We start from the raw sequence: 14776 nt of genomic DNA, 5'->3' as shown, positions 1-14776 counted from the left end.
GCCAACCGCACCGCCAAGCGCGATGAATTCCCCAGTTCGTCACCCGAGGACGGACTCAGCGATGATGGTTCCTCGGCTGCGCCACCCCGGTCGGCAGGCGGCGCAGGGAACGCGCTGATCCCAGCCCGTGGTGGCGCTCCGCGGCGGGTAACCCGGTTGTCGTTCGGGCGATGATCGAACCATGGGCAAGAGACTCGTGGTGTTCCTGGTGGCGGTGCTGCCCCCGGCAGGCGCGGTTGTGCTGTCGGTGCGGCAACCGCAAGCGAGCCTCCTGTTCATCGGGTTGACCCTGGTCATCGAACTGGCCGTGGTCCTGGTCTCGTTCGGTGGGAAGGTCACGCAGGACCTTTTGGCGCGTTGGCGCGGGCGCGCGGTCGAGTACATCGACGCCGCGCTCGCGCGGCGGTTCTCGCGGTTCCACCACCGCTACCGCGCGGCCTTGCGGGACAGCCTGCGGGATGTCGACCTGAGCGGGTTGGTGACCACCGGGTACTACACCCCGGGCCTTGACGAGCTGTTCGTTGACCTGCAGGTGGAGCCGCGTGCACCCACCCTGGTCGACAGCGGTGTCCTGGACGAGGCAGAGGGTCCCCGGCGCGAACTGTTCTCAGTCGAGGAGCTCGTGGGCAGGCGGGACGCGGTCGCACTCGCTGTGCTCGGCGTTCCCGGCAGTGGCAAGACGACCCTGCTGCGCCATCTCGCCCGGCAGACGGCGCGGGAGGGACGGCGTGGGCGGCGGGACGTCCCGATCCTGCTGTACCTGCGTGATCACGTCGACAGCATCGTCAACGAGCGGCTGTCCCTGTCGACATTGGTCACCCAGTGGTGGGGGCGCACCAAGCACCGCGAACCGGTGGGCTGGTTCGAGCAGCGCCTGGACGAGGGCAGGTGCCTGGTGCTCCTCGACGGGCTGGACGAGATCGCCGACCGCGCGCACCGGAGGGCGGTCGCCAACTGGATCACCGCGCAGGTCGAAAGCCACTACGGCAACGATTTCGTGATCACGTCCCGACCGCGCGCGTACGAGACCGAGCCGGTTGGCGGCGCCACGGTGTACCGAGTGCACAGCCTCACCGAGGAGAAGGTCGAGCGGTTCGTCCGAGCGTGGTACGGGGCGTTCGCCCGCGACGAGGACCGCCGCGCCAAGGACCGCCGGACCAGGCAGACCGCCGCGCGGGCGCGGGACCAGGCCGGGGACCTGCTCGACCGGGTGCGCGGCGACCCGGGGTTGCGGGCGCTGGCGGTGAACCCGCTGCTGCTGACCATGATCGTCAACGTGCACCAGGTCCGCGGTACCCTGCCCAAGGCGAGGGTGGACCTCTACCGCGAGATCTGCGAGGTCCTGCTGTGGCGTCGGGACGAGCGCAGCGGCGCGGTCGCGGAGCAGGACCGCGGCCAGGTCCGGGACCTGCTGGCCGCGCTCGCCCACGACATGATGCTGGGCAAGACCCGGAAGCTGCCCCGGAGCGCCGTCGTCGCGCGGATCACCGGCCTGTTCGCGGACGCGGACGTCGAGACCGTCCTGGACCGGGTGCGCCGGACCGGGCTGTTCGTGGACCGGGAGGAGACGACGTGGTCCTTCGCCCACTTGACGATCCAGGAGTACCTCGCCGCCGCGCACGTCTCCACCGCGGGGTCGGGTATGAGCCAGGTCAAGGCCATCGATGACCCGTGGTGGCGGGAGACCATCCTGTTCCACGTCGCCGATCCCCGGGCCGGGGCCGACCTGGGCGCGATCGTCCGCTCCTGCCTGCGTTCCGGCACGGAGGACGCGCTGTCGCTGGCCTTCGACGTCGAGCGGCACGGCCGGGACATCGGGCCGGAGGTGCGCGCGGAACTGGACGCCCTGGTGGAATCAAGCGATCCCACCCGCCGCAGGCTCGTCGCCCGGGTCCTGCTCGGTGGGCTCCTGCGCGAGGTTGTCACGAGAGCCGACGGCGCGCAGGTGTGCGTGCGCCCCGTCACCGCCCGGATCTACGCCCTCCACCTCCGCGACCGCGCGCTGTCCGACCCGACGGTGCCCGCCGGGACCGGCGCGGACGACCCCGTCGTCGGCGTTCGGGCCGAGACGGCCGGCGCGTTCGTGCTCTGGGCCAACGAGGTCATGGCAGGCCACGGCCCCTACCGCTTGCCGCGGCGGCCGGAGATCGAGGAGAGCCCGGCCACGCGACTGGCCGTGGGTGGTAACAGCGTGTGGCTGGCCCCGGGTGACCAGCGGTTGTGGGTACCCAAGGGGGTGCCGCACCCGCACCTGGTCGACCGGGCGTCGCTGGTCGCCCACGTCCGGGCCGATATCGAGCGGTCCGGACGTGGGCTGACCAGGCTGCTGCTGACCAGGGCACTCGTCATCACCGGTTTCGTGTGCGGGCTGTTGGCGGAGCCGGACGGCGACCGCGGTGACGATGATCTCCACGACCACCTCTACGACCTGGACAGGACCCTGTGTCACGCCCGCGACCACGGGCTCGTCGACCAAGACCTGCGGATCACGCCGGGGGCCGGGTTGGCGACCACGCGGGAACAGGTGGGGCGCCTGCGCGCGGAGCTCACGCGGCTGGCGGAACCGCGAGATCCGCACGATCCCAACGCGGACTTCGACACCGCGCACGACCAGGTGATGGGCCGGACCCTCTCGCAGGCACTGGTCTGGGTCCTGAACCAGAACGCGCCCGCGGACACCTGGCTCGACAGCTTCACCACGGCGTTCCTGCGGTACTCGGGGGTCACCGACGCCCGCGACCACATCGTGCCACCGGGTTCTCCACTGCCCGTCGAAGTACCGTCCTCCGCGTCGCCCTGGGCCTTGCGGACCACCGAAGAGGTGCGAGTGGCCATCACACCGTTCGCCGCTCGGGAAAAGGTCTTGACCCGGCAGACCGCGACCGACCTGCGGCTGCGGGTGCTGTGCCTCGCCGGGGAGGCGGACGGGCCTTCGGGGCGGGCCGCGCTCATCCAGACCGCTGCCGGGCTGACCTTGCTCGAACGCCGCGACAGCGGCGAGACCCCGCCGACCGAGACGATCATCCTGGCGGCGGGCTGACCACCGTCACCGGTCCCCCGATGGGCTTGTTCACGGTCTCCGGCGAGGTCAGGTACACCACCAGGCTCACACCGCACAGCGCGCAGAGCACCCACGGGACGACCCAGACGAGCCCCTGCCCGTTGAGCGCCTGCAGCAGCATCGGTGCGGGGCCGCCGAACACCGCCACCGCCACCGAGTAGGGCATGCCCAACCCGGTGGAACGCATCTGCGGTGGGAACAACTCGGCCATCGCGATCGGCGCCACAGCCGCGTAGCAGGCGAAGAACAGCACCCCGACGCCCATCACGACCAGCAACGCCCACGGCGAACCGTCCAACAGCGCCGCCATCGGGACCGCCAGCACCAGGTAACCGATCGCGAAGGTCGCCAGCAGCGGCTTGCGCCCGACCCGATCGGACAGGGCACCGAGAAACGGCAGCACGGCGACGAGGGCGAGTTGGACCACGGCCGCGATCCGCAGCGCCGTCAACTCGTCGGCATGGAACTGCTTGATGACGTACTCGGGCAGGTAGAAGACAACCAGGTAGTAGGCCGGGGTCGCGCCGACCGTGAAACCGACGACCCGCAGCCCGCTCGCCGGGTGCTCGCGCAGAACCTGCAGCACCGGCCGACGGACACGCCGGTCCTCGCTCGGCACGAACAGCTTGGTCTCACCCAACGAGTTCCGCATCGCGAACGCCCACACCCCGACGATGGCACCGAAGAGAAAAGGGAGCCGCCATCCCCAGACCTCGAGTCCAACCTTCCCGATCACCTGGAGCAGCACGATCTTGGTCAGGGTCGCGAACACGACGCCAACCGTGCCGGTGACATAGGTGAAGCTGGAGTAGAGACCGCGTTCACCCGGCGGGGCCACCTCCGCGAGGTAGGTCGCCGCCGCGGCGAACTCCCCACCTGTGGCCAGGCCCTGCAAGACGCGTGCGATCACCAGCACGATCGGGGCCAGAACGCCCCACTGGTGGTAGGTCGGGCAGATCCCGATCATCAGACTGCCCGCGGCCATCAGGCCAGCCGACAAGGTCAACGCGGGCTTCCTGCCGTGCCGGTCGGCGTAACTGGCCAGCAAGATCCCACCGAGGGGGCGGAAGAGAAAGCCCATCGCGAAAACCGCCAACGCGGCCAGGAGCGGGTTGCCGTTCCCGGGAAAGAATTGTTCGCTAAAGTAAACCGCGAAAACGGGATAGGCGACCCAGTCGTACCATTCCAACGCGTTCCCGATGGCCGCCGCCACGACCGTCCAGCCGGACAGTCCGCTTCGGCGGCCCACTCGCCGAGCTGGACCGTGCACGATCGTTCGCTCGCCCATATCCACCAGTATTCCGCACCGACGGTGGTGCCGGCGTCACCCGAAACGGCCGTTGACGTAGTCGGAGGTGCGGGGGTCGCTGGGGACGGTGAACATCGCGTGGGTGTCGCCGCGCTCGACGATGTGGCCCAGGTGGGGTCGAGGGCCGAGCAGGGCTCATCCATCAGGGGGACCCGGGGCCGGACTGCGCGGGCGCGGCCAACGAGGCGCAGTCCGGCGGCGACGTTGTCGTGGCGTCAGGCGTCTCGGCGGGTGAGGGTGACGGCTGCGCAGACCAGTGCGGCGACGACGTAGCAGGCGAAGACGGCCATGCCTGTCCACGGGGCGAGTAGGGCCGGGTCGGCTTTGACGGTCAGGGCGGCTTGGCCCGCGTTGCTGGGCAGGTATTTCACCACGGTGTCCTGCCAGGAGCTGGGCAGCACGTCGGTGATCGCGGGCAGGACCAGGAGGATGCCGATGAAACAGGCGATGCCCGCCGCGGTGTTGCGGAGCAGGGTGCCGAAGGCGAGCCCGAGCACGGCCACCAGGGTGAGGTAGAGCCCGGTGGCGATGACCACGCGCAGGACGTTCGGGGCGCCGAGGGTGGTCGAGTGCGAGCCGAGGAACAGTTGCCCGCCAAGGAAAGCGGTGAACGAGGTGGCCGTCATCAGCACGGCGGCGACCACGGTCAGCACGACGAGCTTCGCCCACAACACCGGACGCCGGGTCGGCACGGCGGTCAGCGTGGCCCGGATCATGCCGGTGCCGTACTCGCCGGTCACCAGGATGACGCCGAGGACGCCGATGGCGAGCTGGGCGAGGTTCCACCCGTTGAGGCTCGTGTCGACCGCGTCGAACCGCGCGATTTGGCGTGGCCGCAGGTGGTCCCAGTCGTGGTTGGTGAAGAACGACGCCACCCAGCCGATGCCGACCATGCCGAGCACGGCGGTGGCCGCGAGCAGCCGGTTCGACCACAGGGTGCCGAACTTGACCCACTCGGATTTGATCGTCCTGGCCAGGGTGACCTCCCCGGACCCGGCGGAGCTGATCAGGTACTCGGTCGAGGCCGTCATCGCGGGGTGCCTTCCAGAGCGGGGTGGGTCGCGCCGCCGAACTCGACCGCGTCGCGGGTGAGGTCCATGAACGCCTCTTCCAGCGACGCCAGCACCGGCGTCAGCTCGACGAGGTGGATGCGGTTCTCCAGCGCGATCAACCCGATGTCCGAGCTGCTCACCCCGTTCACCGCCAACCGGTCCGCGGCGATCGGGGTGACCGCGATCCGCCGGTCGGCCAGCAGACCGCGCAACTCATCCGCCTGCGGCGTTCGAACCTCCACTGTGGACCCGGACGCGCGGTTGATCACGTCGGCGACCGGCAGGTCCGCGATCAACCGCCCCTTCCCCACGATGATCACCTGCTCAGCGGTCTGCGCCATCTCGCTCATCAGGTGCGACGAGAGGAACACCGTGCGCCCCTCCGCGGCCAACGACCGCAACAACCCGCGAATCCACCGGATCCCCTCCGGGTCCAACCCGTTGACCGGCTCGTCGAGCACCAACGTGTGCGGGTCCCCCAACAACGCCGCCGCGACCCCCAGCCGCTGGTGCATGCCGAGGGAGAACCCCCGCACCCACTTGTGCGCGACATCGGCCAACCCGACCATCTCCAACAGGTCGTCCACCCGCTTCGTCGGCACCCCGGTCGTCGCGGCCAGCGCCCGCAGGTGGTTGCGCGCACTCCGTCCGGTATGGACAGACCGCGCCTCCAACAGGGCCCCGACCTCCCGCAACGGCGCCCGCAACCGCGCGTACCGACTCCCGTTCACCGTCACCGACCCCGCCGTCGGCGCGTCCAACCCCAGGATCAACCGCATCGTGGTCGACTTCCCCGCCCCGTTCGGCCCCAGGAACCCGGTCACAATCCCCGGCCGCACCACGAACGAAAGACCGTCAACCGCAGTCTTCGCCCCATACCGCTTCGTCAAGCCCTCGGCTTCGATCACCCCGCCACGCTAACCCCCACCAGGTTATCCCCCGCCCCACCCCACGTAAGCGCACGGCAAACTCCCCTGAGAATCCGCCGGCAACGACCACCCCCACGAGCAGGCCGGGACCTGACGACGAGCTGCGGGGTTCCAGCCATTCAGGGGAAAATCGCCTGACAAGAACTGGCCATCGGATCGGGCCGCGACCACACACCACCACTCTGGGACGCCAACCGCCCCCCCCCAAGAGCTCGTGGAAGCCCGGAGGCGATGCCGTGGCGAGCCAGCGCAAAGTGACGATCCTTCACCGGCACCGGGGGCAGAGCACGCCTCGTGCGCGTGCGCCCCTTCCGTTAAGGTGAACACGGGGGGTGACGAACCGCGCGGGAACCGACGTACGGGCGCTGTCCTGGAACTCATTCCGGTTCGTGGCGACACTGCTCTCGGTGGTGCTGCTGGGGATCTGGGTGAACATCTTGTCCGAGCAACTGCGGGACAAGGACTTGTGGCGTTCCATCGAAGGCCTCGGAGCCGGGAACCTGTTCCTCGTAGGCGGAGCTGTCGCCCTCGTGGGTAGCGAGTACGTCACGAGGAGGCAGCGGATCGTGGAGAACGAGCGGTTCGAGCGGAAAATGGACCTGCTGCGCCAACGCCAGCAGGATCTGCTGAGGAGCACCCTGACCACGGTCTGCGAGCTCATCTCGAAGGCGCTGGAGATTCCCTGCAACGGCCGATATTTCGTGGCCGTGCACGAGAATGGCACGACTTACCTGCAACAGGACCGCGAGCTCGCCGTGCTCAACATCAGGATGCCGCGCGAGTTCGGTTTCACCAGACTCGCCGTCGACACGCCGCACATAGTCAGCGGGAAATCATATCGGGAGCGGCGGCCGCTTTTCGAAGACCTGCCGGTCGACCACCACACGCTCTACGACACGCGCGTGGCGCAGATGATCGAGCCGACGCAGCGGTGGGTGCTGTCCTGCCCGGTGCTCACCCTCGATCCCCGCACCAACAGGCACGACGAGTCAGCGCAGCCGCACGGCGTGATCGTGTTCTACGGGGTGCACGACGTCCCGGGTGCCGACAAGAACGCGCGCGTTGAATTCGCGCTCGACTACGCGCAGCAATTCGCGGAACAGATGTCGAAGATCCTGACCATGTTGGTGCTCACCGAGGAAATGGTTGCGGGCCATGATACGCAATGATGTGGTTTTCCCAGCTCCGTGTGTGTACGGGTGACACGCAGGTGCAACGCGTTCTGTTCTTTCTGCCAGGCGCCCAACACCAGCCGCAAGGAGTTGTCCGTCAATGATCTGGGGGCGATATCCGCGGTTCTGCGGGATCGCGGCGTGCGTTCCCTGAAGCTCTCCGGCGGGGAGCCGACGGTGCGCGTCGACCTGCCGGAGATCGTGACCACCGTCGGGGCCGTCCTGGACAAGGTCGTGGTCATCTCGAACGGGATCGACGTGCGCGCCGAGGTGCTCGACGCCATCGCGCGGGTGGGCGGGGAAGTTCAAGTTCAGCGTGCACCGGCCGGACGCGTCCAACGACGAGGTGTTCCGGGTTCCCTCGTTCGGGCGGGTTCAGGCTGGCATGACCGCGTGTCGGGAGCGCGGCATCCCGTTCTCGATCCACACTGTGATCACCACCGGCACGGTGTCGGTGCTGCCGTCCATGGTGGATTTCGCGGTCGAGCACGGCGCTCGTAAGATCAGTTTCGTCCCGGTGGTGCCGAGGGGTCGGGCCGCCCGGGGGCCGGACGAGATCAGTGGCAGCGCGCTCACCGCGGTGCGCGCCGAGGTCGCCGACCTGGCGCGCGTCCACAGTGGACGAATGGTTGTACGCTGCGTGGACTTCTGGGACCACGACTACTGGGTCATCGAGAACGACGGTGTCCTGTGGATCGAGCGGTCCAGGGAAAGCCTCGACAGCCGCGTGTGCGATTTATCCGATTTGCTCGCGATGTGGCCGGTGACGTGACGTGGAGGTAGACCATGGGCCTTGACTTCGATTGCGCGATGGACCGCTGCGTGGAACTGGCCAGAACAGCCTCACGCGCGGGCAACTACGCGCTCGGCTCGCTCGTACTGGCAGACGGCGCGATCCTCGCCGAGACCGGCAGCAGCCTGGTCGGCGCGGACAACGACCCCAGCGCACACCCGGAAATGACCGCCATCCGCCGCGCCGCCTGCGCACGGCGATCGCGGTACCTGACCGGCGCATACCTGGTGACCACGCTGGAACCCTGCCCCATGTGCACCTCGGTCGCCATCTGGGCGAAAATGGCAGGCATCGTGTTCGGCGCCACCCAACAAGACGCCAAGAATTGGTCCACCGAACACCCGGACGAGTTGTTCACCTGGCGGCAAATCGAAATCCGAGCCAGAGACGTGGTCGCCGCAGGGACACCCGCGCTGGAAGTCCACGAGGGAATCCGACGAGACGAATGTCGCGCCCTTTTCGCGTTGAACAAATCCCCCGCTGTGTGACCGACCGTAGGCCCATGTCGGATGCACCACGTGATCAGCACGGCGCAGCAGTTGACCCGAACCTTGCGACTGAGCCACCCGTCCAGGCTGAGTTGTCCACACTCCACGCAGTCATCCACAGGCCACGGCACCAACCCCTGTCGATCTTGCCAAGCCGGTAGACTGGCTCCGGGGACGCCCCCCGGGAGGGTGGGGGCTGCTCTGGGGGGGGTTCTGGCCGATGGGGGCCGGCATCATCTCGACCGTCATCGGCCGGGGCAGAGACGCTCGGCGACTCCGACGCTGGTCAGGGCACCTGTGGGCCGACCGTGTGGTCAAGACTGCGAAGACGCGCGACGTGGCAAAGCCCGCGCCCAGCAGGCCCGGCGGCCGCAACCCGGTCAGCCACAATGCAGACCAGGCCGCAGCCCGGCGCCGCCCGATCATCACGGCCGCAAAGGTGCACACCTGCCATCGACGCCCAGTGACCACTCCCGCCAAACGAACAACCGGCAGTTCCGGGTGTTCCTCAACCCGGACGTCGCCAAAGGCACCCACCACACGGCCATCCACCGGCCACGACACCACTGGTGGCCGCGAGCCTGCCGGCATCGGTCAGTGCTTGCCGCCGGTGGCTCGGAGGGTTAGGTAGATCGGGAACAGGGTGAGGAAACCGACTGCGGCGATGTCGCGGAAGAGGGGGATTGGGGTTGGCAGTGGTTTTTCGCCTGCGAATGCGTCGCTGAGGTTGGCCAGGGTTAAAGTGGCGAAAAACGCGATTGAGATGGCTCCGGTTACGGGGGCCAGGGTGCCTGGGATGCCTCGGCCGCGTCGGGTGATCTCCTTGATTCCGCCGTCGCTCAGGTAGGTGAGTAGCAGGAGGCCGAATAGCAGGCCGCACACCTGTAACGCGGTTTCCAGCGCGCCGGGGATCGTGCCGCCGAACCAGGTGACGACCGGCGGGGTCGCGGCGGGCAGGAACAGGGCCGTGATGGCCACCTCAGTCTTGCGCCGCCCGGTTTCCCGGTCGGGCAGTGGGGTTCGCTCGTCGTGGTCGGTCGGCATCTGGATCACCCGCCGTACTGGAGGAGTAGGTCGGTAGGTGGAGCATGCCGCACCCCGGCGCCGGGCTCGACATGAGGTGAGGATGCGAGCAGACACGGCGTGGTTTGCCACGATGTGGAAGAGGGGGGCGACCGTACCTGAGGAAGTGGCTGGTCAGAGGGGTTTCCATGATGCGGGAAGACGCGGGGGGCGATTGACGGGGGGTGGGCGGCGTACCTAGCGTTGGGGGCATGAGAGCGCTGCGGCTGGCTGGTCGTCAGCATGTCGACCTGGTTCGGGTCGCCAGTTCGCTGTGTTCGTCGCGTTGAGCGACGTCGCTGTCCACTTTGGTCGGTGAACCGCGTGCCCGGAGGGTGGGTGGCGGGGAGTCGGCGACCGAAAAACGCACGCAGATTCCTCGTGAACTAGGGGTAAGCAGAAACGCCCATGGGTACTTTCGCGCATTCCAGAATCGCCCGGATCATCGCCGCCGTTGGGCTCGTCGTGGGGGTTGCCGCCTGCGGCAGTTCGGCTGACGCGCAGGACGGGGATGTGGTGGTCAAGCTGATCGATCCCGGGAACTACGGGCCGTTGGCGTACGCCAAGAAGCACGGCAGCTTCGACGGACCCCTGGCCGCGCTACACGCCAAGGTGGAGTGGGGTGGCACGTACTCGTCGTTCACGGCGACGACGGATGCCATTCACTCGGGGGCGGTTAATTTCGCCGAGGGGGCTTTCTCCCCGGCGCTGGGATATCTGGCCACCTCCGACGACATCCGGATCGTGGCGGTCAAGGATGTGGTGACCGATCCGCGGGCCGGTGCCGGTGACGGTCTGGTCGTGCCGCCCGACAGTCCCATCAAGACGGTCCAGGACCTGCGCGGCAAGCGGGTGGCGGTGAACAAGGCCGGGCGGGGCGAGTACCTGCTGCTGCTCGCGCTCAAGCAGGCGGGTATCCCGGCCGACCAGGTGCAGCGCGTCTACCTGCAGCAGGACCAGGCCGCGTCGGCGTTCGCCAGCGGGCAGGTGGACGGCTGGGTCGCCATCGTGCGGGCCTTCCCGCAGGTGGTGGCCAAGGGGGCGCGGGTGGTCTTCCGCGGCCGTGACCTGCCGTCGGACGACCTGAACATGTTCGTCGCGCGCACCGACCTGCTGGGCAAGAACCCCGAGGTGGTGCGGACGCTGATCCGCGTGCTGTCCGAACTGGACGAGCAGGAGAAGGCGAAGCCGGAGGAGTTCCAGAACGTCTTCGCCACCGAAGGTCCGACCGCGGCGACCGGGGCGCAACTGGAGAACAACATCGCCGTCGGCCGCTACGACAACGTGCTCCGCCTCCCGCAGCCCGCCGACCAGGACAAGCTCGCCGGGGTGTCCGCCGTGTTCGTCGAGAACAAGGTGCTGCCGAAGGCTTCCGACCCCAAGAAGGTGTTCTACGACTGGGGTGACCGGAAGTGACCACGGTCCGGACAATCCCGGACTTGGCGGTCCCGGAGTTCCTGGGGGTCAAGTCCCGCAGCCGGTGGCTCTCGCTGCTGCTGCGGGTCAGCGTGCCCGCTCTCATCCTCCTGCTCTGGTGGTACTCCACATCGCACGGTTGGGTGTCCACGGAGGTCTTCGCATCCCCCGGTCAAGTGGTGCAAGCGTTCTGGGAGCTGGTGAACACCGGGCAACTGTGGGACTTCGGGCTCGCCTCGCTCCGCCGCGCCGGCCTCGGTGTGGGCATCGGGGTGAGTGTGGCGCTGGTCCTCGGCCTGGTCGCCGGTCTGAGCAGGCTCGGTGAGGAACTGGTCGACGCGACCGTGCAGATCATCCGGGTGGTGCCGTTCCTGGCGCTGGTGCCGCTGTTCATCTCCTGGTTCGGAGTGGACGAAGCGTTCAAGGTGGCCCTGATCGCGGTCTCGTCGGCCTCCCCGATGTACGCCTACACCTACCTCGGGGTGCGGTCGGTGGACCGCAAGGTGGTGGAGGCGGCGCGCGGGTTCGGGTTGCGCGGTTGGCGGCTGGCGGTCGGGGTGGTCGTGCCGAGCGCGCTGCCGAACATCCTGATGGCGCTGCGGATCTGCCTCGGCATCAGCCTGGTCGGGTTGATCGCGGCCGAGCAGGTCGGGGCCACCGAGGGAATCGGCTACCTGGTGACGTTGGCACAACAGTACTACCGCAACGACTACATGGTGCTCTGCATCGTGATCTACGCGTTGATCGGGATCGGGGTGGACCTGGTGATCAGGCTGATCGAGCGGACCGCCATGCCGTGGCGTCGGCACGGAACGGCAGCCGGATGAGCGCGCACACGACCGAGAAGACCACAGTGGACGTAAAGAGCTCCGTCGTTCGGCTGCGCGGCGTGTCCAAGAGCTTCGGCGACAAGCGGGTCCTGGACGGGATCGACCTGGACATCGCGCCCGGCGAGTTCGTCGCGCTGCTCGGCCCGAGCGGCACCGGCAAGACGACGCTGCTCCGGCTGCTGTCCGGCCTGCAACTCCCCGACGCGGGCACCGTGCTCGTCCCCCCGGTGCGCACGGTCGTCTACCAGGAGCCCCGCCTGGTGCAGGCCCGACGAGTGCTGGCCAACGTCACGCTCGGACAACGCGGCAAAGCGGCCCGGGAACCCGGGCTCGCCGCGCTCGCCGAAGTTGGCTTGGCGGACAAGGCCCGCGCCTGGCCCGCCACCCTCTCCGGCGGCGAGGCTCAACGTGTTGCGTTGGCCCGCGCGCTGGTTCGGCAGCCGCAACTGTTGCTTTTGGACGAACCGTTCGCCGCGCTGGACGCGTTGACCCGGCTGCAGATGCAGGAGCTCGTCGCGGACCTGTGCGCGCGGCACCGCCCGGCGGTGTTGCTGGTGACCCACGACGTGGACGAGGCGCTGCTGCTGGCCGACCGCGTGGTCGTACTGCGCGGGGGCGGCTTCGCCCTCGACCGCCGCATCGACGTGCCCCGCCCGCGTGACCGCGACGACCCCGCGGTTACCGCCCACCGCAAGGACTACCTCTCCGCGCTCGGAGTCACTCCCCGCCGTCCTCCCCTGGAGCACCGATGAGCACGCTCGAACAAGACCGGATCTGGTACACCCGCTGCCCGGTCCCGACCGCAAGCGGCCTGGCGCACAACCTCGGCTGGCTGGCCGAGGAGTACGCCCCGGACGGGTTGGCCGTCGGCATCCTGCAGGACGCCGAGCCGGAGATCGCCGCCCGGCACTTCGACCACCGGCTGGTCGGGTTGTTCCGCGAGGGCGGCAACGTGCCCGCGCTGGTGGCGAAGTCCGAGGGCGCGCCGACCCGGTTGATCGGGCTGACCTGGATCGACGAGTCGCAGGTCATCGTGGTCCGGCCGGACTCGGGGATCACCGCGCCCGAGCACCTGGTCGGCAGGCGGGTGGCGCTGCCCGCGCTGGCCGCCGACCGGGCGCGCAGCTTCCCCCGCGCGATGGCCCTGCACGGGTTCGTCGGTGCGCTCGGCACCGCCGGACTGTCCATTGCGGACGTAACGCTGGTCGAGGTGCCCACCGGACAAGGCGATGTCGGCCGCGGTGCGGAGGGCGGGTCTTCCCTGTTCGGGATCGAGGCGCTGACCGCGGGCGAGGTGGACGCGGTCTACATCAAGGGCGCGCAGGCCGCTGAGCAGGCCGTGGCACACGGTCTGGTGATCGGGATCGACCTGGATTCGTTCGCGGACAGGCGTTTCCGGGTCAACAACGGCACACCCCGACCGATCACGGTGCATGAGCAACTGCTCGCCGAACGACCCGATCTCGTAGCCCGCTTCCTCATCCGGACGCTGCGTGCGGCGGACTGGGCGGCCGACAACCTGGACAAGGTAAGGGAAATCCTGGCCCGGGAGACCCGTTCCGGCGCCAAGGGCGTCGAACTGGCCTACCGGGACGGTTTCCACCGGTCGCTACACCCAGACCTCTCCGACGAGCGCCTGAATCTACTGACCCGGCAGAAGAACTTCCTGCTGGCACACGGTTTCCTCGCCCGCGACATCGACATCGCCGCGTGGGCCGCGCACGAACCGCTCGCCCAGGCACTGGAGGCATACCGGTGAGCGAACCGAGGATCATCTGGACCATCCCCACCCGCGGCGACGGCGTGACCGGTCGCGGCTGGAACCCAACGCCGCCACTGCCGGAGTTCCTGAGCGACGGCCGCGCGGGCGGACCGGCGTTCACCCCGTTCGACTACCTGCACCGGATCTCCCGCGCCGCCGAGCTGGGCGGCTTGGCCGGGGTCTACGTCCCGTACGACCCGCACGGCGAGGAGTCCATTGTGGTCTCCGGGTCGCTCGGCCGGGACAGCAGGTTCCTGGAGGTCGTGGCGGGTTTCCCGGCGGGCATCGCGACCCCGGTGTACGCGGCGAAGCTGTCGGCGACCCTGCAGCGCGCCTTCGCGGGCAGGCTGGCCTGGCGGCTGGAGGTCGACTTGGACGAGCGGGTCCAGCGCACCCAGGGCGATTTCGTCACCGGCGCCGACCGCTACGCCCGGACCGTCGAGTTCCTCACCGTGGCAAAAGCCGTGTGGCACGGGCAGGACGTGGACTTCACCGGCCGGTTCTACGAGGTCGTCAAAGGCGGGTTCGGCGGGCCGCTGGCCGGGCTGCCGTTCCCCACCGTCTACCTGTCCGGCACCTCCGACGAGGCGCTGGCGCTCTCCGCCGAGCACGCCGACGTGCACGTGTTCGACCTCGCCCCGGACGACGAGCTGGACCGGCACCTGGCGCGCCTCGGCGACCGGGTCCGGCCCGCGCTCCAGGCGACCGTGCACACCCGCGAGGACGCGGCCGAACTGTCCGGCGCGGCCGGCCTGCACGGCACGTACGGCCAGGTCGCGGCCCAGATCCGGGCGTACCACGATCGCGGCTTCGACACCTTCTTCCTCTCCGCCGAGCCACGGCTGGAGGAGGCACTGCGGATCGCGCAGCACGTGCGTCCACTGCTGGCCGGAAAGGCGTGA

The 14776-nt window shown here is 68.9% G+C and carries 15 protein-coding genes; 11 read left to right on the top strand and 4 right to left on the bottom strand.

Going from position 1 to position 14776, the window contains the following annotated elements:
* Positions 1-181: 181 nt before the first annotated feature.
* Complete coding sequence (locus H504_RS0106850) at positions 182-3040, top strand: NACHT domain-containing protein (RefSeq protein ID WP_026422168.1); 2859 nt, start codon at positions 182-184, stop codon at positions 3038-3040.
* On the opposite strand, the gene H504_RS33715 is transcribed toward H504_RS0106850, so the two are convergent.
* The 3 genes from H504_RS33715 to H504_RS0106835 form a co-directional block, all read right to left on the bottom strand.
* Positions 3021-4349 carry an MFS transporter gene (locus H504_RS33715; protein ID WP_084467433.1) on the bottom strand — a complete coding sequence of 443 codons (1329 nt, stop codon included), beginning with the start codon at positions 4347-4349 and terminating at the stop codon, positions 3021-3023. The two genes, H504_RS0106850 and H504_RS33715, sit on opposite strands and share 20 nt — an antisense overlap.
* Positions 4350-4585: 236 nt before the next feature.
* The gene (locus tag H504_RS0106840) at positions 4586-5401 is read right to left on the bottom strand and encodes an ABC transporter permease (protein WP_026422167.1); all 816 of its coding nucleotides are present in this window, start codon (positions 5399-5401) and stop codon (positions 4586-4588) included.
* Positions 5398-6330 (bottom strand): ABC transporter ATP-binding protein, encoded by a 933-nt coding sequence (locus H504_RS0106835; RefSeq protein WP_026422166.1) that lies wholly within the window; start codon positions 6328-6330, stop codon positions 5398-5400. The genes H504_RS0106840 and H504_RS0106835 overlap by 4 nt, the downstream gene beginning before the upstream one ends.
* Before the next feature lie 353 nt (positions 6331-6683).
* Here H504_RS0106835 and H504_RS0106830 point away from each other — a divergent pair, with 353 nt between their 5' ends.
* Genes H504_RS0106830 through H504_RS33710 form a run of 4 tightly spaced genes read left to right on the top strand, consistent with a single transcriptional unit; the run spans position 6684 to position 8804 of the window.
* Entirely contained in the window at positions 6684-7520 is an 837-nt protein-coding gene (locus H504_RS0106830) for a hypothetical protein (RefSeq protein WP_026422165.1), read from the top strand.
* Between the two features lie 18 nt (positions 7521-7538).
* Positions 7539-8024, top strand: a complete 486-nt coding sequence (locus H504_RS43980) for a radical SAM protein (protein WP_084467432.1) — start codon at positions 7539-7541, stop codon at positions 8022-8024.
* Positions 7909-8295 carry a radical SAM protein gene (locus tag H504_RS0106825; RefSeq protein WP_169735335.1) on the top strand — a complete coding sequence of 129 codons (387 nt, stop codon included), beginning with the start codon at positions 7909-7911 and terminating at the stop codon, positions 8293-8295. Before H504_RS43980 ends, H504_RS0106825 begins: the two co-directional genes overlap by 116 nt.
* A gap of 38 nt (positions 8296-8333) precedes the next feature.
* The gene (locus tag H504_RS33710) at positions 8334-8804 is read left to right on the top strand and encodes a nucleoside deaminase (RefSeq protein WP_169735337.1); all 471 of its coding nucleotides are present in this window, start codon (positions 8334-8336) and stop codon (positions 8802-8804) included.
* Positions 8805-9398: 594 nt separating this feature from the next.
* Here the strand turns inward: H504_RS33710 and H504_RS0106815 are convergent.
* A complete protein-coding gene (locus H504_RS0106815; RefSeq protein WP_157440253.1) occupies positions 9399-9857 on the bottom strand; it encodes a hypothetical protein in 459 nt (152 codons plus the stop codon).
* A 221-nt stretch (positions 9858-10078) separates the two neighbouring features.
* Between H504_RS0106815 and H504_RS43975 the strand changes: the two genes are divergently transcribed.
* The 6 genes from H504_RS43975 (at position 10079) to H504_RS0106790 (ending at position 14776) form a co-directional block, all read left to right on the top strand.
* Positions 10079-10156 (top strand): putative leader peptide, encoded by a 78-nt coding sequence (locus H504_RS43975; RefSeq protein ID WP_425394040.1) that lies wholly within the window; start codon positions 10079-10081, stop codon positions 10154-10156.
* A 118-nt stretch (positions 10157-10274) separates the two neighbouring features.
* Positions 10275-11282: an NrtA/SsuA/CpmA family ABC transporter substrate-binding protein gene (locus tag H504_RS0106810; protein ID WP_026422162.1), complete on the top strand. Its 1008-nt coding sequence runs from the start codon at positions 10275-10277 to the stop codon at positions 11280-11282.
* A complete protein-coding gene (locus tag H504_RS0106805) occupies positions 11279-12109 on the top strand; it encodes an ABC transporter permease (RefSeq protein WP_026422161.1) in 831 nt (276 codons plus the stop codon). The genes H504_RS0106810 and H504_RS0106805 overlap by 4 nt, the downstream gene beginning before the upstream one ends.
* On the top strand, positions 12106-12864 hold the full coding sequence (locus H504_RS0106800; protein WP_026422160.1) for an ABC transporter ATP-binding protein: 759 nt from the start codon (positions 12106-12108) through the stop codon (positions 12862-12864). Before H504_RS0106805 ends, H504_RS0106800 begins: the two co-directional genes overlap by 4 nt.
* Entirely contained in the window at positions 12861-13871 is a 1011-nt protein-coding gene (locus tag H504_RS0106795; protein WP_026422159.1) for an ABC transporter substrate-binding protein, read from the top strand. The genes H504_RS0106800 and H504_RS0106795 overlap by 4 nt, the downstream gene beginning before the upstream one ends.
* On the top strand, positions 13868-14776 hold the full coding sequence (locus tag H504_RS0106790) for an LLM class flavin-dependent oxidoreductase (RefSeq protein ID WP_026422158.1): 909 nt from the start codon (positions 13868-13870) through the stop codon (positions 14774-14776). The genes H504_RS0106795 and H504_RS0106790 overlap by 4 nt, the downstream gene beginning before the upstream one ends.

Source organism: Actinokineospora inagensis DSM 44258 (genome assembly GCF_000482865.1).
Taxonomy (GTDB): domain Bacteria; phylum Actinomycetota; class Actinomycetes; order Mycobacteriales; family Pseudonocardiaceae; genus Actinokineospora; species Actinokineospora inagensis.
This window is presented reverse-complemented; position numbering and strand designations above follow the sequence as displayed.